General features: G+C 75.3%; 14 protein-coding genes. 4 read left to right on the top strand and 10 right to left on the bottom strand.

What is annotated here, in order from left to right; translation table 11 throughout:
- Positions 1–27 precede the first annotated feature (27 nt).
- The 8 genes from hppD to ACIQI7_RS02460 form a co-directional block, all read right to left on the bottom strand.
- Complete coding sequence (gene hppD / locus ACIQI7_RS02495; RefSeq protein WP_401104121.1) at positions 28–2,076, bottom strand: 4-hydroxyphenylpyruvate dioxygenase; 2,049 nt, start codon at positions 2,074–2,076, stop codon at positions 28–30.
- An 81-nt stretch (positions 2,077–2,157) separates the two neighbouring features.
- Positions 2,158–3,414 (bottom strand): beta-ketoacyl-[acyl-carrier-protein] synthase family protein, encoded by a 1,257-nt coding sequence (locus ACIQI7_RS02490; RefSeq protein ID WP_401104118.1) that lies wholly within the window; start codon positions 3,412–3,414, stop codon positions 2,158–2,160.
- Between the two features lie 150 nt (positions 3,415–3,564).
- Complete coding sequence (locus tag ACIQI7_RS02485) at positions 3,565–5,181, bottom strand: class I adenylate-forming enzyme family protein (RefSeq protein WP_401104115.1); 1,617 nt, start codon at positions 5,179–5,181, stop codon at positions 3,565–3,567.
- A gap of 210 nt (positions 5,182–5,391) precedes the next feature.
- Positions 5,392–5,961 (bottom strand): beta-ketoacyl synthase N-terminal-like domain-containing protein, encoded by a 570-nt coding sequence (locus ACIQI7_RS02480; protein WP_401104112.1) that lies wholly within the window; start codon positions 5,959–5,961, stop codon positions 5,392–5,394.
- 11 nt (positions 5,962–5,972) lie between these two features.
- Positions 5,973–7,130, bottom strand: coding sequence for a beta-ketoacyl synthase N-terminal-like domain-containing protein (locus ACIQI7_RS02475; RefSeq protein WP_401104111.1), 1,158 nt, complete (start codon positions 7,128–7,130; stop codon positions 5,973–5,975).
- Entirely contained in the window at positions 7,127–7,393 is a 267-nt protein-coding gene (locus tag ACIQI7_RS02470) for an acyl carrier protein (RefSeq protein ID WP_401104108.1), read from the bottom strand. Before ACIQI7_RS02470 ends, ACIQI7_RS02475 begins: the two co-directional genes overlap by 4 nt.
- The gene (locus ACIQI7_RS02465; protein ID WP_380449672.1) at positions 7,390–7,665 is read right to left on the bottom strand and encodes a phosphopantetheine-binding protein; all 276 of its coding nucleotides are present in this window, start codon (positions 7,663–7,665) and stop codon (positions 7,390–7,392) included. Before ACIQI7_RS02465 ends, ACIQI7_RS02470 begins: the two co-directional genes overlap by 4 nt.
- 100 nt (positions 7,666–7,765) lie before the next feature.
- Positions 7,766–9,193 (bottom strand): class I adenylate-forming enzyme family protein, encoded by a 1,428-nt coding sequence (locus ACIQI7_RS02460; protein WP_401104104.1) that lies wholly within the window; start codon positions 9,191–9,193, stop codon positions 7,766–7,768.
- Positions 9,194–9,373: 180 nt separating this feature from the next.
- On the opposite strand from ACIQI7_RS02460, the gene ACIQI7_RS02455 reads away from it, so the two are divergent.
- The 4 genes from ACIQI7_RS02455 (at position 9,374) to ACIQI7_RS02440 (ending at position 13,605) form a co-directional block, all read left to right on the top strand.
- A complete protein-coding gene (locus ACIQI7_RS02455; protein WP_401104101.1) occupies positions 9,374–10,474 on the top strand; it encodes an alpha-hydroxy acid oxidase in 1,101 nt (366 codons plus the stop codon).
- A gap of 109 nt (positions 10,475–10,583) precedes the next feature.
- Positions 10,584–11,360 carry a class I SAM-dependent methyltransferase gene (locus ACIQI7_RS02450; protein WP_401104099.1) on the top strand — a complete coding sequence of 259 codons (777 nt, stop codon included), beginning with the start codon at positions 10,584–10,586 and terminating at the stop codon, positions 11,358–11,360.
- Between the two features lie 26 nt (positions 11,361–11,386).
- On the top strand, positions 11,387–12,322 hold the full coding sequence (locus ACIQI7_RS02445) for an alpha/beta hydrolase (protein ID WP_401104096.1): 936 nt from the start codon (positions 11,387–11,389) through the stop codon (positions 12,320–12,322).
- Positions 12,319–13,605 carry a PLP-dependent aminotransferase family protein gene (locus ACIQI7_RS02440; protein ID WP_401104094.1) on the top strand — a complete coding sequence of 429 codons (1,287 nt, stop codon included), beginning with the start codon at positions 12,319–12,321 and terminating at the stop codon, positions 13,603–13,605. The genes ACIQI7_RS02445 and ACIQI7_RS02440 overlap by 4 nt, the downstream gene beginning before the upstream one ends.
- 89 nt (positions 13,606–13,694) lie before the next feature.
- Here ACIQI7_RS02440 and ACIQI7_RS02435 read toward each other — a convergent pair whose 3' ends face one another.
- Positions 13,695–14,459, bottom strand: a complete 765-nt coding sequence (locus ACIQI7_RS02435) for an ABC transporter permease (RefSeq protein WP_387753385.1) — start codon at positions 14,457–14,459, stop codon at positions 13,695–13,697.
- Positions 14,460–14,502: 43 nt separating this feature from the next.
- Entirely contained in the window at positions 14,503–15,477 is a 975-nt protein-coding gene (locus tag ACIQI7_RS02430; protein WP_401104090.1) for an ATP-binding cassette domain-containing protein, read from the bottom strand.
- Positions 15,478–15,559: the final 82 nt, after the last annotated feature.

Here is a 15,559-nt window from a genome sequence, read left to right as displayed (position 1 = left end):
GCCCGTCGGCCGTGTGCGCGGGAGCGGTCACGGCCGTCCCCGCCAGACCGTCGGGCAGAACCGCGGGTCGGCGTAGTCCGGGCGGCCGTCGTCCGTGCGGCGCACCAGCACGTCGTGGTTGTACACCACCGGCTCGCCGTCCGGCCGGTCGTGCCGGCGGTACTCGTTGGCGCCGTCCTGGAGGTGCAGCGAGACCGCCCGGCGCGGGTGGGAGGCCAGGTTGGGGCCACTGCCGTGGTAGGTCAGGCAGTGGTGGAAGGACATGTGGCCGCGCGGGATCAGCATCGGCACCTTCCGCACCCGCTGCCCGTTGTGGGCGGCGTTGGCGGCCAGGATGCCCTCCAGCTCGGAGCGGTCGCGGTCGGCGAAGTGCCGGGTGGAGTCCTCGCCGGAGGGCAGCTCCCGCCAGCGGTGGCTGCCGTCGACCATGGTGATGGTGCCGTTCTCCTCGCGGCAGTCGTGGAACGGGATGAAGGCGGTGAGCATCTCCTCCGAGGTGCAGGTCTGCCAGTAGTGCTTGTCGAAGTGCCAGGGCACCCGGTTGCTGGGCTCCTCGGGCACCGGGGGCTTGTAGATGAGCGTCGACTGGAAGATCCGGATCTCCTCGGCGCCGGCGAGCAGCGCGGCCACCGCGCCGATCAGCGGCTTGCGCAGGATCGCGCCGATCGCGTCGCTCTCGAAGTGCACGTAGTCGTTGTGCCGCTGGACCGGCCCGTCCCCGGGCCGCCAGGAGGCCAACCGGGGCGGCCGGACGGGCAGTTCGCGGTCGCGGTGGCCGGCGTAGTACCGCTCGGTGGCGGCCTGGAGGGTGTCCAGTTCCTCGTCGCCGAGGAGCTTGCGGGAGAGGTACCAGCCGTGCTCGCGGTATTGCGCCACCTCCTCGGGGGTGGGCAGCAGGGCGCGCTCGGCCTCGGTGAGCCGGAATGCGGGGGCGGCGGCCATCGGACGGGCCTCCGTCGGATGTGCGGGAGCGGGCCGGTCGACGGCGGTGGGGCGGTCGAGGGCGATGGGGCCGTGCCGGTCGACGGCGGTGGGGCGGTCGGCGCCGGTGGGGCCGTGCCGCTCGACGGCGGTGGGGCTGTCGGCGCCGGTGGGGCCGTGCCGCTCGACGGCCTCGTAGAGGGCCTTGATGTTCGCGGTGCCGAAGGTGCCCGCCCCCTGCCGCTCGATCAGTTCGAGGAAGAAGGTGCGCCGGGGGTGCGTGGAGCGGGCGAAGATCTGGAACAGCCGGCCGCCGTGGTCCTGGTCGACCAGGACGTGCAGGTCGCGCAGGCTCGCCACCGGGATGGCCGGCCCGCCGAGGCGGTCGGTCAGGGCGTCGAAGTAGGCGGCCGGGGTGGTCAGGAACTCCACGCCGCGCTGCCGGGCGGTCCGGACGGCGCCGGCGATGTCGGGGGTGCTGAAGGCGAGGTGCTGGACGCCGGCCCCGCCGTGGGCGGCGAGGAACTCGTCGATCTGGCCGGGACGGCGGGTGGGGTCGGGCTCGATCAGGGTGAAGGTGACGCCGCCGGAGACGCTCTGCACCACCTTGGAGTCCATCGCCTGCTCGCCGACCTCGATGTACTCCTCGAAGACCGTGCGGAAACCCAGCGCGGTCTCGCAGAACCGTACGGTGTCCGCGAGGGTGCCGGCCGGCAGGCAGACGGCGACGTGGTCGAGCCCGTCCAGCAGCCGGGGCTCCGGGGCGGGGTCCGGCGCGGGCTCGGCGGCGGGCAGCGGCACCAGGCGCAGGGCGGTGTCGCCGAAGCCCTCGATTAGCGCGCCGGCCCGGTCGAGCACCCGGGCGCCGTGCCGTTCGGCCCGCTCCAGCGCGGCCGCCGGGTCGGCGCAGCCGAGCGCGAGGACGGCCACGCCGTCGCCGTGCCGGGCGACGTACTCGGCGACCGGGTGCTCCGGGTCGGTGGCGGAGGTCAGCCGCAGCCGGATGGCGCCCTGGCGCAGCCCGACGGTGCGGGTGCCGTCCGGTGCGGTGGTCGGGGCGTCGGCGGTGAAACCGTAGTCGGCCTGGAGTCCGGCCGCGGTCTTGTCGGCGTCCGCGCAGTGGAACTCGACATGGGTGATGGTCTGGATGGACAACGGGATCTCCCCCCGGAGGGATGGTGGATCGAGGGATCGGCGGGCTGCCGCCGCGCGGCGGTGGGCGGCGGCGGGCGGTGACTACCGGGCCGAGCGGGTGGAGGCCGGGCCGAGGATCAGGCTGAGGTTGTGGCCGCCGAAGGCGAAGGCGTTGCTCAGCGCGGCGCGCACCGGGCCGGTCCGGGCGGCTCCCCGGACGTGGTCCAGGTCGCAGGCCGGGTCGGGATCGGTCAGGTTGAGGGTCGGCGGCAGCGTCCCCCGCGCCACCGCCAGGGCGGTCACCACCGCCTCCAACGCGCCCGCGGCGCCCAGGAGATGGCCGGTGGCACCCTTGGTGGAGCTGACCGCGGGCGGCTGCGCGCCGAACACGGCGTGCAGCGCGGCGGTCTCGGCCACGTCGCCGAGCCGGGTGCCGGTGCCGTGGGCGTTCACGTAGTCGATGTCGCCCGGGGCCAGGCCCGCGTTGGCGAGTGCGGCGCGCATCGCGTCGGCGGCGCCGGTGCCGTCCGGGCGCGGCGAGGTCGGGTGGTGGGCGTCGGTGGAGGCGCCCCAGCCGAGGACGTCCGCGTACCCGGCGGCGCCGCGCGCCTCGGCGTGCTCGGCCCGCTCCAGCACCAGGACGGCGCTGCCCTCGCCCAGCACGAAGCCGTTGCGGCGGGCGTCGAAGGGCCGGCTCGCCTGCTCCGGGTCCTCCCAGCCCTGTGCCAGCGCGCGGGCGTTGGTGAAGGCGGCGGCGATCGTCGGGTGCAGCGAGGACTCGGTGCCGCCGCACACCACCACGTCGGCGTCGCCGGCCCGGATCAGCCGCAGCCCCTCGGCGATCGCCTGGGCGCCGGCCGCGCAGGCCGTCACCACGGCGGAGCTGTAGCCCCGGATGCCGTGCTTGATGGCGATCCGGGCGGCCGCCATGTTGGAGAGCATCCCGGGCAGCAGGTACGGGCTGACGCCGGGGCGCCCGCGTTCCAGCCGGCGGTGCGACTGCTGCTCGAAGGTCTCCAGTCCGCCGCCGCCGGTGGCCAGCACGACGGCGGTGCGGTGCGGGTCGGCGTCCCGGCCGACGGCCAGGCCGGCGTCGGCGAGCGCGTCGTCGGCGGCGGCCAGGGCGAGCAGCACGAAGCGGTCGACGCAGCGGGTCTCGGTGGGCGGCAGCACCTCCCGGCCGTCGACGGCGGGGGCGATCCCGGCGGCGGGCAGCCAGCCGTGCGCGGGGTGGCCCTCGGGGACGGCCCGCAGGCCGGAGCGGCCGGCGGTCAGCGCGTCGAACACCCCGGCGGGTTCGCGGCCGAGCGGGGAGACCAGGCCGATGCCGGTGACGACGGCACCGGGTCGCGGGCTCATGCGCCCCCCTCGCTTCGCTCGGCAGCCGCTTCGCACGACGCGCACCTCTGGACGGTTCGCTCGCTTCGGCCGTTCACATACCCACCTCGCTTCGCTCGGCGGCCGCTTCGCACGACGCGCACCTCCGGACGGTTCGCCCGCTTCGCCCGTTCACGCGCCCACCGCCGCGAGGTGGTTCTCCCGCAGCAGGACCTTGCGGACCTTGCCGGTCGGGCCGAGCGGGATGTCGTCGGGGGAGACCACCAGCACCTTGCGGACGGTCGCCGCGGCGGCCTCGTCCAGGGCGGCGACGACTGCCGCGGTGCGGTCCGCGGCCTCGTCGGCGCCCGCGGCGAGGAGCAGCAGCACGTCGGTGACCACGCGGTCGCCGTCCCGTACCGCGACCACCGTGCAGTCCAGCACGTCCGGGCAGGCGGCGAGTACGCGCTCCTCCGACATCGCGGTGAACAGCCGTCGGCCGTCGGCGAGTTCGACCGAGTCGACGGCCCGGTCGACGTGGTAGTAGTAGCCCTCCTCGTCCCGGTACATCAGGTCCCCGGTGAGGAAGCGGCCGCGCAGCCGGGTGCGGAAGGTGGTGGCCGAGTCGTTCCAGTAGCCGAGTGCCAGGGTGGGCGAGGCGGTGGCGAGTTCGCCGACCTCGCCGGGCCCGAGCGGTTCGCCGTCGGGGCCGACCACCTCGCAGTCGACGAAGGCGTGCGGGCGGCCGACGCAGCGGCCGTAGCGTTCGGTGCCGGGGCCGTGGGTGATGAAGAAGTGCGAGTGGCCCATCTCGGTGGAGCCGAGGCCGTCCACGAACAGCGAGCCGGGCACCCGGGTGCGGCCGTCGCGGGTGACGGTCTCCCGGCTGCCGGTGGCGATGAGGCGGCGGATGTGCACCTCGTGGGCGCAGTCGCCGGTGTTCCACCAGAGCGCGACGGAGGTCAGGTCGCGGGCGGCGAGGTCGTGCCGGGCGAGGTCGGCCCAGGTGGCGGCGAAGCCGATCACCCCGGTGGGCCGCCACCGCTCGACGGCCGCCAGCACGCCGTCGCCGGACTGCCGGGAGAGCACGGCGAGTTCGGTGTGCGAGCTGAGTGCGAGGTTGAGGGCGATCAGGGTGGCGGCGTGCGGGGCGGGCAGTGCGCTGAGCATCCGGTCCTGGCCTTGCGGGCGGGGCAGCCGCAGCCGGTGGCGGATCGCCGCGTACAGGCTCGCGTGCGAGTGGACGACGGCCTTGGGCATCCCGGTGGTGCCGGAGGAGTGGGTGATCGCCACCGGGTCGCCGGACCAGTGCCGGTACGGCTCCGGGGCGGCGTCCGGGTCGCCGGTGCCGAGGGCGGCGATCTCGGGCAGCAGCGGCGCGCCGGTCCGGTGGCCGGCCAGCGCGGCCAGGTGGGCGGGGTCGGCGAGGACCCCGGCCGCGCCGAGGCGGGCGATGTAGCGGGCGGCGCGCTCGCCGTCCAGGTTGGGGTTGAGCAGTGCGGGGACGGCGCCGAGCCGGGCCAGGGCGAGGAAGGCGAGCACGTGGTCGGCGGCGTCGCTCGCGTACACCACCACCGGGTCGCGCCGGGTGATGCCCAGGCCGTGCAGGGCGGCGGCGCGGGCCCGCACGGCGCGGTCCAGCTCGCGCAGGGTGAACGGCTGCCAGGCGGGGTGGTCGTCCACCGGGGTGTCGAAGCTGAGCAGCGGCACGTCCAGATCGAGCCCGAGGGCGATCCGGGCGGTCAGGACGTTGCCGGCGCCCACGTCGGGGTCGTCCGCGAGCTGAGTGCGGAGACTGCGGATGGTCACGGGGGCGGGTCCCTCCCTCGGGGCCGGTGGACGGCCCGGGCGGTTGATCTGGTGGCGGGGTCGGCCGCGCGGGGCGGCGGAGGCGGTGTGCCGCGCGGGCGGCCGGGGCGGTGTGCCGCTCGGGCGGCGGGTGTCGGGAGCGAGGCGGTGCCCGGGAGGGGCGCTGGTGTGCCGGGTGCGGCTGCGTCAGGCGCCGGGCCTCGATGGTTCCTACGGCCGGCGGTGCCCGGGTGGTTCAGTCCGGTCGGGTTCCGTGCCCGGACCGGCGAGCAGGACGGCGGCGGCCCGGTGGTCCCCGTCGGGCGTCCGCTCGACGGCCACGGCCAGCACCAGGTCGGCGTCGCCGTCCTCGAGCAGCAGTGCGGCGAGTTCGAACGCCTCGGCCGGGACGCGACCGGGGTCGGCCTCGGCCGGGCAGACCGCCACGACCGGGCCGGTCAGGCCCCAGCGCGCGGAGACGTGCCCGAGGACGGCGTTCGGGTTGGACTGGAAGAACAGCAGCGGGCCGGTGCGCTGTCCGGGCTCGGCGCTGTGTTCGATGGCCCGCGCGGTGTCGAGGTCGCCGCTCGCGCTGGCGAGCAGCAGGGCGGTCCGTCCGGGGGCGGGCGGCTCGCCGTGGTGGGCGCGCAGACAGCGCTCGGCGGTGTCGGCGACCAGCGGGTTGAAGCCGGAGGCGGCGAAGCCGGGCAGCGGTGGCGGCGGTCCGTCCAGGCCGGGGGCGGGGCGGCGGGCCTCGGCGAGGATCCGCAGCCCGTGGGTGTGGTCGGCAGGGGTGGTCATGGCGGTGGCTGTCATCCCGGGGCCAGCAGCAGCGCGGTGTTGGCGCCGCCGAAGGCGGAGTTGAGGCTGAGGACGTACGAGGGACGGGCGGCGCGCGGGCCGTCCAGGACGAGGTCGAGTGCGAGGTCCTGGTCCGGGCCGAGCCAGCCGGCGTTGACCGGGAGCAGCCCGGTGCCCAACGCGCCGACGGTGACGACGAGTTCGAGCAGAGCGGAGGCCTCCAGGGCGTGCCCGTGCACGGACTTGCTGGAGCTGACCGGCAGGCGGTCGGTGTGCGCGCCGAACACCCGCCGAAGGGCGCGGGCCTCGGCCCGGTCGGCGAGCGTGGAGCCGGTGCCGTTGGCGTTGACGTAGCCGACCTCGGCCGGATCGACGCCCGCCCGCGCGAGCGCGGCCCCGATCGCCCGGGCCGCCCCGTCGCCCTCCGGTTCCGGGCGGCAGACGTGGTGGGCGTCCCCGGCCCGGCCCCACCCCGCCAGCCGGGCGAGCGCGGGCGCGCCGCGCCGTTCGGCGGCGGGGGCGGATTCGACCAGGACGGCGGCGGCCGCGTCGGCGAGCAGGGTGCCGGTGCGGCCGGCGCTGAACGGGCGGACCTCGCCGTCCCGGGCCAGCGCCCGTCCGGCGTCGAAGACCGCGAAGACGCCCGGTTCGACGAGGTGCCCGGCCGCGACCAGGACCCGCTCGTGCCGTCCGGCGGCCACCAGGGCGCCCGCGTCGGCGACGGCGGTCGCGGCGGCCACGCAGGCACCGTTGTAGACCCGGGTGACGCCCGGCGCGCCCCAGTCGGCCCGGACTCCGGCGGCCACCGCGTCGGCGGTCGCGCGGGTGTGTCCGTCACTGTGCAGGGCGAGCAGCACGGGCAGGCCGGCGCCCTCGGCGGCGGTCAGCCCGGCCTGTCGGCAGGCCTGGCCGATCGCGTCGAGCACGGCCCCGGCCAGCGGGTGGCGGCGGGCCGGCGGCCCGGTGTCGGGGAACAGCGCGGCGCGGGTGGTGCGGCGGGCGCTCACGTCGAAGCGGGTGACCGGGCCGAACAGGGACTTGCCGTGGGCGGTGGCCTCGGTCAGTGCGCCGAGCCCGCGCCCGGCGGCGCTGAGCACCCCGGCACCGGTGAGCACCGGGCGACCGGCCGCCCGGCCCGGCGGCCCGGAGCCGGTGCGGGCGGGGATCACGGCCGTGCGCCCGCGCGGTCGGCGAGGACGGCCTCGCGCAGCAGGCCGGTGGCGTCGTCGACGGTGCGCACCGCGCCGAAGCGGTCGTCGTCCAGGTCCAGCTGGAGCCCGTACCGCTGCTCGAACTCGGCGACGAGCCAGGTGAGTTCGAGTGATCCGAGGTCCTCCGGCACGGTGTCGACGGCGCGCTGCCCGAACGCCGCCAGCATGGTCAGGACCTCGGCCCGGTCCGGCAGGCCGTCGGGGATCGGGGAGCCGGTCACGCGGCGCTGCCGGAGGTGGTGGCGAGGGCGTCGATCCGGCGGGCGACGTCGGCGGTGAACTCGTCCAGCGTCATCAGCGCGGTGGTCTCCATCTCGTCCAGGTCGAACTTGATCCCGAACTCGTCCTCGACCTGCACGGACAGGTCGGCCAGCGCGAGCGATTCGAGGTCCAGCCCGGCCGGGCCGAGGTCGGTGTCCCCGGTGACCTCGGAGACGTCGTACTGCATCTCGGCGAGTGCGGCCAGGACGAAGGCGCGGATGCGGTCCTGCATGGTGGTGGGCTCCTTGTCGGGGTGGTGGTGCGGACGGAACGGGGTGCGGCCGGCGACGGCCGGGCGCGGGTAAGTCGGGCGCGGGTCAGTCGGGCGCGGGTCAGTCGGCGGCGGCGGCGGTCGCGCGCAGGGCGGCCGGGTCGCGCAGCAGCTTTCCGGTGGCGGTGCGGGGGAGCCGGTCCAGCCGGGCGAGCCGGCGCGGCCGCTTGTAGGCGGCCAGGCGGCGGGCCAGCCCCTCCTGGACGGAGGCGAGTTCGGCCTCCGGCTCGGTCGACAGGTAGGCCTCGATCGCGCCGCCGTCGAAGACCACGACGGCCTCGCGGACCTCGGGCAGCGCGGTGAGCGTCTGCTCGACCTCGGTGAGGTCGACCTTCAGCCCGCCGATCGAGACCTGCGAGTCCAGCCGGCCGAGCACGGTGACCAGGCCGTCGGCGGCCAGCTCGGCCGCGTCCCGGGTGTGCAGCCAGCCGTCCGACCAGCGGGTCGGATCGTCCAGCCCGGGGTACGGGGAGGACGTCGCACCGATCTGCAACTCGCCCTTCACCAGGCGCAGTTCCATGCCGTGCACGGGCCGCTTGGCCGGGTGGAGCGTACCGGAGAGATCGGTGGCGATCACCCCGGTCTCGGTCATGCCGTACATGGTGCCGAGCGGGACGCCGTAGCGCTCGGTGAACAGCGCGGGCAGTCCCGGGCGGACGAGTTCGCCCGCCACGACCATCCGCCGCAGCCGGGGCAGCGGCGGGGGAGCGATCGCCCCCGCCAGCAGTTCGGCGTGGAACGGCACCCCGATCACGGTGGTCGGCCGGTCGCCGGCGGCGACCTCGGCGAGGATGCCCGCCGCCGTCATCCGCTCCGGCACGGTGAGCGCGGCCCGGGCGTACAGGCTGTTGAGCAGCCCGCCGACCAGGCCGAGCACGTGCACCACCGAGGAGAGCAGGACGACCCGCTCGCCCTCGCCGGGGAACTCCACCAGCCTTCGGTAGCAGTCGAGTTCGCGCAGCAGGTCGGACGCGGTGCGGGCGATGACCTTGGCCGGACCGGTGGATCCGGAGCTGAGCTGGATCAACGCGTGTCCGGTGCGGGCCGGGCGCCCGTCCGCCAGCGGAACGGCCACCGGCTCGACTTCGGAGAAGCCGCGCAGGGCCGCCGCGGACCGATGGGCGGAGCCTACCAGCACCTGCGGGGCCAGCCGCGCCACCGCGGCGTCGACCTCGTGGTCGGTCAACCGGTGGTCGAGTAGTGCGACTTGGGCACCCAGTCGCCAGCATGCCAGCAGCGCCGCGACGAACGCCACCGAGGGCGGCAGCCGCAGCGCCGCCGTCCCGCCGGGGCCGAGCCCGGCAGCGGAAAGCCGGTCGGACTGCTCCGCCACCAGGGCGCGCAGGGCGTCCCGGTCGAGCGGTGCGCCGAGGCGCAGGCACTCCTCGCCGCCGGGGCCGGCCAGCAGCAGCCGGTCGACCCAGGAGTCCGGGGCGTCCGAGTGCGGCAGGAGGGCAGCCGGAAGTACGGAGGGGGAAAAGCCGGTCAACGCGGCTCCACACAAGTGAGGGGATTTGACATGAACGCCGTTAAAGCAAACCCAACGGTCAATTCCGTGGCCAGACCATGGCACAGACGTTTGGTCAAATCAAGGTCTATACCAATGTGGTCGTTGCTCCTACGCTGCCCAACCAGGACCGGCCCGCGCGTGGCCGTCCCGGAACGAGGAATGCCCGTGGGAGTTCTCACGATGGCCGGGATCGAGCGTGCGGCGCACGCCCGACTCCCCCCGGAAATCTGGGATTTCATCGAAGGCGGCAGTGGCGCGGAACGCACCCTGGCGGCCAACCGGGAGATGTTCGGCCGCCATGCGCTGCGCCCGCGCACCCTGGTCGACGTCTCCGCCTGCGACCCCGCCCTGACCCTCCTCGGCGCGCCGCTGCGCCTGCCGCTCGGGATCGCCCCGATGGCCTACCACCGGCTGGTCGACCCGGAGGGCGAGACCGCCACCGCGCGCGCCGCCGGGCGGGCGGGAGCCCTCCTGGTTGCCGGGATGTTCGCCAGCCGGACGGTGGAGGAGATCGCCGCGGCGGCCACCGGCCCGCTCTGGCCCCAGCTGTACTGGCTGCGCGAACGTGCCGCCCTGGCCGCCCTGGTGGAACGCGCCGAGGCGGCCGGCTACCGGGCGCTGGTGCTGACCGTGGACGCCCCCAGGATCGGCCGACGGCTGCGCGACCTGCGCAACGGCTTCGCCGTCCCGCCCGGCGTCCGCGCGGTCAACCTGGACCAGTCCCTGATGACCGCCAGCCACCGTGCCACCGGCGGAAGTTCGGGCATCGCCGAGCACGCCCGCGAGCAGTTCGACCCCACCCTGACCTGGTCCGACCTGGCCTGGCTGCGCGAACGCACCCGGCTGCCGCTGGTCCTCAAGGGCGTCCTCACCGCCGAGGACGCCCGGCTGGCCGTCGAGCACGGCGTCGACGCCGTCCTGGTCTCCAACCACGGCGGCCGTCAACTCGACGGGTCCGTGCCGGCCTTGGCAGCCCTGCCCGAGGTGGTCGAGGCCGTGCCCACCGAGCTGCCGGTGCTGTTCGACGGCGGCGTGCGCAGCGGCACCGACCTCGCGATCGCCCTCGCCCTCGGCGCCCGCGCCGTGCTGGTCGGCCGCCCCGCCCTCTGGGGCCTGGCCGCCGACGGCGAGGCCGGGGTGCACCGGGTGCTCGACCTGCTGCGCGAGGAACTGGAGCACGCCATGGCCCTGTTGGGCCGCCCCCGGCTCGCCGACCTGGACCGCACGGCCCTGGCGCCCTGGCCCTGCCCGGCCGGCTGACACCCGAACCCCCGGGCGGCCGACCGAAACAGGGCCCCGACCTCCGCGAGCGCGGCCGTTGAACCGCGCCGTACCCGAACCGCGTTCTCCCATCAGGAGGGTCCGACACATGACCGAGCAGAGCGAGAGATTTCCGGGCTGGGACTGGGACGACCCTGACGGGCTGGCCCCCCGGCTGGACGCCTTCAGCGCGCGGGTCGCCACCTGCGACAAGCTGCAGGCGCACCCCGGCGGCCTGCCGCGCGACCACGCGGGCCTCCGGGAACTCGGCATCACCGGCATCGAGTTCGCCGCCTTCCGGACCGCCCACCCGGAGGGCCTCGGCACCGACCTCGCAACCCTGCGCAGCCCCGACACCGCGACCGAGCCCGGCACCCTCTACCGGGTCGACGGCGACCGCTGGTTCACCCGGCTCGACATCGCCGAACCACTGCCCTTCGCCGACGACAGCGTCGACTGGGTGTACGCCGAGCACCTGATCGAGCACGTCACCATGCCCGTCGCCGTCAACTGGCTGCGCGAGGCCCGCCGGGTGCTGCGCCCCGGCGGCGTCCTGCGCCTGACCACCCCCGACCTCGCCCGCTACCTGGTCGGCTACGCCACCGGCGACGGCTTCCTGGCCAGGCACCGGCGCCGGCTGACCACCCTCGGCTTCGGCCCGCCGATGCCCGCACGCCCGGCCTTCCTGGTCAACCAGATCTTCCGGTACTTCGGGCACCAGTGGATCTACGATGTGGACGAGCTGCGGCACGTCCTCACCCAGGCCGGCTTCGAGCCCGACCGGATCCGCCAGTGCGCCTACCGGCAGGGCACCCGTCCGGACGTCGCCGACCTCGACACGGCCTTCCGCACCGACGAGACCATCTACGTCGAGGCGGACAGCTGACACCCCCGCACCGAACGGACCCGCCCATGCCCCTGCACCCCCAGGCCGAGGCGCTGCGCGCCCGGCGCGCCGGCAGCGGTACCCCGCCGCTCTACACCCTGACCCTCGCCGAGGCCCGGGCCGCCGACCTCGCGGACATCCGCGCGGCGGCCGGCACGCCTGAACCGGTCGCCGCCGTCGAGGAGCACCGCATCCCCGGCCCCGGCGGCGAACTCGCCCTGCGGCTCTACCGCCCCGAGGCGTCCGGCCGCCGACTGCCCGCCCTGCTCTACCTGTTCGGCGGCGGCTGGACGCTCGGCTCGCCCGACACCAGCGACGCGATCTGCCGCCGGCTCACCAACGCCGTCGGCTGCGTCACCGCCTCCGTCGGCTACCGGCTCGCCCCCGAACACCCCTTCCCGGCGGCGCTGCACGACTGCCGCGCCGCCCTGCTCCAACTGGTCGAACGCGCGGAGGAGTTCGGCATCGACCCGGACCGGCTGGCGGTCGGCGGCGACAGCGCCGGCGGCAACCTCACCGCCGCGCTCACCCTCCTGCTGCGCGCCGAGGGCGGCCCCGTCCTGCGCCACCAGCTGCTGGTCTACCCCAACACCGACCACGGCGCCGACACCCCGTCGCTGCGCGCCCACGACGACCCGGCGCTGTTCAACCGCCGCTCGGTGGCCTGGTACTGGGGCCACTACCTGGCCGACCAGGGGGACGGCGCCAGCCCGTACGCCTCCCCGCTGCGCGCCGCCACCCTGGCCGGACTGCCGCCCGCGACCGTCCTGACCGCCGAGTACGACCCGCTGCGGGACGAGGGCGAGCAGTACGCCGAGGCGCTGCGCGCCGCCGGGGTCCCGGTGGAGCTGCGCCGCTACGCGGGCATGCCGCACGGCTTCTTCGCGATGACCGGCACCCTGGACGCGGCGGCCGAGGCCCAGGCCTTCGCGGCCGACCGCCTCCGGAGGGCGCTGCGGTGAAGCTCTCCCTGGACGACCTGCACGCCTCCCTGGCCGATCCGCTGCTGGACGCGATGACCTTCCTCAACGAGGTCACCACCCGCTATCCGGACGCCGTGTCCTTCGCCCCCGGCCGCCCCTACGAGGGCTTCTTCGAGCCCGAGGACGTCGCGGGCCACCTGGAGACCTACCTCGCCCACCTGGCGGACCGCGGCCTCGGCCGGGACGCGGTGCGCACCGCGCTGTTCCAGTACGGCCCGACCAAGGGCGTCATCAACGAGCTGGTCGCCCGCTCGCTGGCCAACGACGAGGGCCTGGCCGTCGACCCGGAGGCCCTGGTGGTCACGGTCGGCGCCCAGGAGGGCATGCTGCTGACGCTGCGCGCCCTGTGCGCCGGACCGGACGACGTCCTGCTGGTCAGCTCGCCCTGCTACGTCGGCGTGACCGGCGCCGCCCGGCTGCTCGACCTGACCGTCCGCCCCGTCCCCGAGGGCGGGGACGGCGGCCCCGACCCGGCGGCGGTCCGGGAGGCCGCCCGCGCGGTGCGGGCCGAGGGGCGCCGTCCGCGCGCCCTCTACGTCGTCCCGGACTTCGCCAACCCCTCCGGCGCCAGCATGCCGGTCGCGGCCCGCACCGCGCTGCTGGCGGCGGCGGCCGAGGAGGGCGTGCTCGTCATCGAGGACAACCCGTACGGCTTCTTCTCCCGCACCCCGGGACTGCGGCCCACCCTCAAGGCGCTGGACCGCCGCCGCCAGGTCGTCTACCTGGGCTCGTTCGCCAAGACCTGCTTCCCCGGGGCCCGGGTCGGCTACCTGGTCGCCGACCAGGAGGTGGCCGGCCCCGACGGCCGGCGCGGCCTGCTCGCGGACGAGCTGGCCAGGCTGAAGAGCATGACGACGGTCAACACGCCCGCGCTCAGCCAAGCCGTCATCGGCGGCATGCTGCTGGCCCACGACTGCAACCTGCGGGCCGCCAACGCCCGTGCCACCGCCCACTACGCGGCCGGCATGGACACCCTGCTGCGGGAGCTGGACCGGCACTTCCCGGCCTCCGTGCGGCGCCGGCTGGGCATCTCCTGGACCCGGCCGGACGGCGGCTTCTTCGCCGTGCTGACGGTGCCGTTCCTCGCCGACGAGGCGGCCATGGAGCGCTGCGCCCGCGACTTCGGCGTGCTCTGGACACCGATGGCGCCGTTCTACCCGGCGGGCGGCGGCGAGCGGCGGCTGCGGCTGTCGGTCAGCTCGCTGACCCAGGCGCAGATCATCGACGGTGTGGGGAAGCTGGCGGCGTTCGTGGCGGCCTGAGCCCACGAAGACGGCCGAGGGGCCCGGCTCATCGCGAGCCGGGCCCCTCAGCCGTGTGTCTGCGCGGTGTTCCTGCGCCGTTCCGTCTGTCAGCGCACCCGGGTGGAGAACAGCCGGGCCGACCAGTACACCGCCAGGACGGTCATCACCGCGACCACCAGCAGCCCCTGCCAGACCGCGCTGTCCCCGGCGTGCCCGGAGAACAGCGCGCGCATGCCCTCCACGGCCCAGTAGAAGGGGTTCCACCTGGCCGCCTGCTGCAGCCACTCCGGTGCCAGGGTGAGCGGCAGCAGCACCCCGGAGAGCAGCGCGATCGGCTGCGCGATGGTGTTGACCACCGGCGACATCGCCGCGTCGGTCGGCACCATCAGCGCGATGCCGAAGGAGATCGCCGAGGTCATCAGCGCCAGCAGGCCCAGCAGCAGGTAGGCGAGCAGGAGGTTCAGCGGGCTCACCCGCAGCCCGAACGGCAGCGCGATCAGGGTGATCAGGACGGCCTGCACCAGCAGCGCCACCATCTCCCGCATCGCCCGTCCGAGCAGTAGCGCCAGTCGGCTCACCGGGGTCACCCGGGAGCGCTCGATGATGCCGGCCTTGAGCTCGCCGAGCAGGCTGAACCCGGTGAACAGCCCGCCGAAGATGCACAGCACCGCCAACAGGCCCGGCACGTACACCTGGTAGGCGTCGGCGTAGCTGCTCGCGCCCTCCGGGGCGAGCACCTTCTTCAGCAGCGGGGCGAACAGCAGCAGGTAGAACACCGGCTGGATGATGCCGACGGCGATCCAGATCGGGGTGCGGATCATGAGCAGCAGCTGGCGCTGGAAGACCAGCCAGGTGTCGCGGGCGAGCTTCACGGTCTCCCCAGGGATGTGTGCGGGTCCGGGTGGTTCGGAGGGATCAGGACTGCCGGAGCGAGCGGCCGGTGCGGGCCAGGAACACGTCGTCCAGACTGGGCCGTTGGAGCTGCACCGTGCCGGGCGTCAGGCCCGCCGCGTCCAGGGCGCGCAGCAGCCGCGGGATCGCGGCGGCGCCGTCCTCCAGGTACAGCCGCAGCCCCTCGTCGCCGTTCTGCTCCAGCCGGTGCAGGTACGGCTGCGGGCGCAGCACCTCGGCCGCGCGCTCGAAGGCGGCCTCCCCGCCGTCCAGTCCGACCAGGACGACGTCGCCGGAGATCTCGCGCTTGAGCACCTCGGGGGTGCCCTCGGCCACCACCCGGCCGTGGTCGACGATGGCGACCCGGTCGCAGAGCGCGTCGGCCTCGTCCAGGTAGTGGGTGGTGACGACGACCGTCATGCCCTCGGTGCGCAGCCGGCGGATCTCCTCCCAGACGTACGCCCGGCTGGCCGGGTCCAGCCCGACCGTGGGCTCGTCCAGGAACAGCACCCGCGGCTGGTGGATCACCCCGAGTGCGATGTCCACCCGGCGGCGCTGGCCGCCGGAGTAGGTGGCGCACGGGCGGTCGCCGAACTCGGTGAGGTCGAAGGCCTTGAGCGCGTCCGCGGCCGCCTGGACGGCCTGGGCCTTGGCCGCGCCGTACATCCGGGCCTGGAGCACCAGTTCCTCGCGGCCGCTGACGTTGTCGGTGGTGCCGCCGCCCTGGGCGACGTAGCCGATCCGCCGCCGGACCCCGGCGGGGTCGGTGAACAGGTCGGCCCCGGCGATGACGGCCTGTCCGCCGTCCGGGCGGATCAGGGTGGCCAGCATGCGCAGGGTGGTGGTCTTCCCGGCGCCGTTGGGGCCGAGGAAGCCGTAGATCTCGCCGGCGGCGACCGACAGGTCGATGCCGCGGACGGCGTCGACGGTGGGGTCCCCGCCGCTGCGGCGGGAGGTCTTCTTGCGGTAGGACTTGCGCAGTCCCGTGGTCTCGATCAACCGGAACTCCCGTGCGGGGATGGGCTGCCACGGCACCTGGGAAGGCGGGGCTCGGCACCTGCGGAGGGCGGTGCTGCTGCGA

Source organism: Kitasatospora sp. NPDC092039 (assembly GCF_044756065.1).
Taxonomy (GTDB): Bacteria; Actinomycetota; Actinomycetes; order Streptomycetales; family Streptomycetaceae; genus Kitasatospora.
Note: the sequence above shows the minus strand (reverse complement) of the source record. Positions and strands in the feature narration are given on the sequence as shown.

Coding starts and splice junctions, on each gene's coding strand:
- ACIQI7_RS02490 (WP_401104118.1), bottom strand. CDS start 3,414: ATGAGCCCGCGACCCGGTGCCGTCGTCACCGGCATCGGCCTGGTCTCC.
- ACIQI7_RS02480 (WP_401104112.1), bottom strand. CDS start 5,961: ATGACCACCCCTGCCGACCACACCCACGGGCTGCGGATCCTCGCCGAG.
- ACIQI7_RS02465 (WP_380449672.1), bottom strand. CDS start 7,665: ATGCAGGACCGCATCCGCGCCTTCGTCCTGGCCGCACTCGCCGAGATG.
- ACIQI7_RS02455 (WP_401104101.1), top strand. CDS start 9,374: ATGCCCGTGGGAGTTCTCACGATGGCCGGGATCGAGCGTGCGGCGCAC.
- ACIQI7_RS02450 (WP_401104099.1), top strand. CDS start 10,584: ATGACCGAGCAGAGCGAGAGATTTCCGGGCTGGGACTGGGACGACCCT.
- ACIQI7_RS02445 (WP_401104096.1), top strand. CDS start 11,387: ATGCCCCTGCACCCCCAGGCCGAGGCGCTGCGCGCCCGGCGCGCCGGC.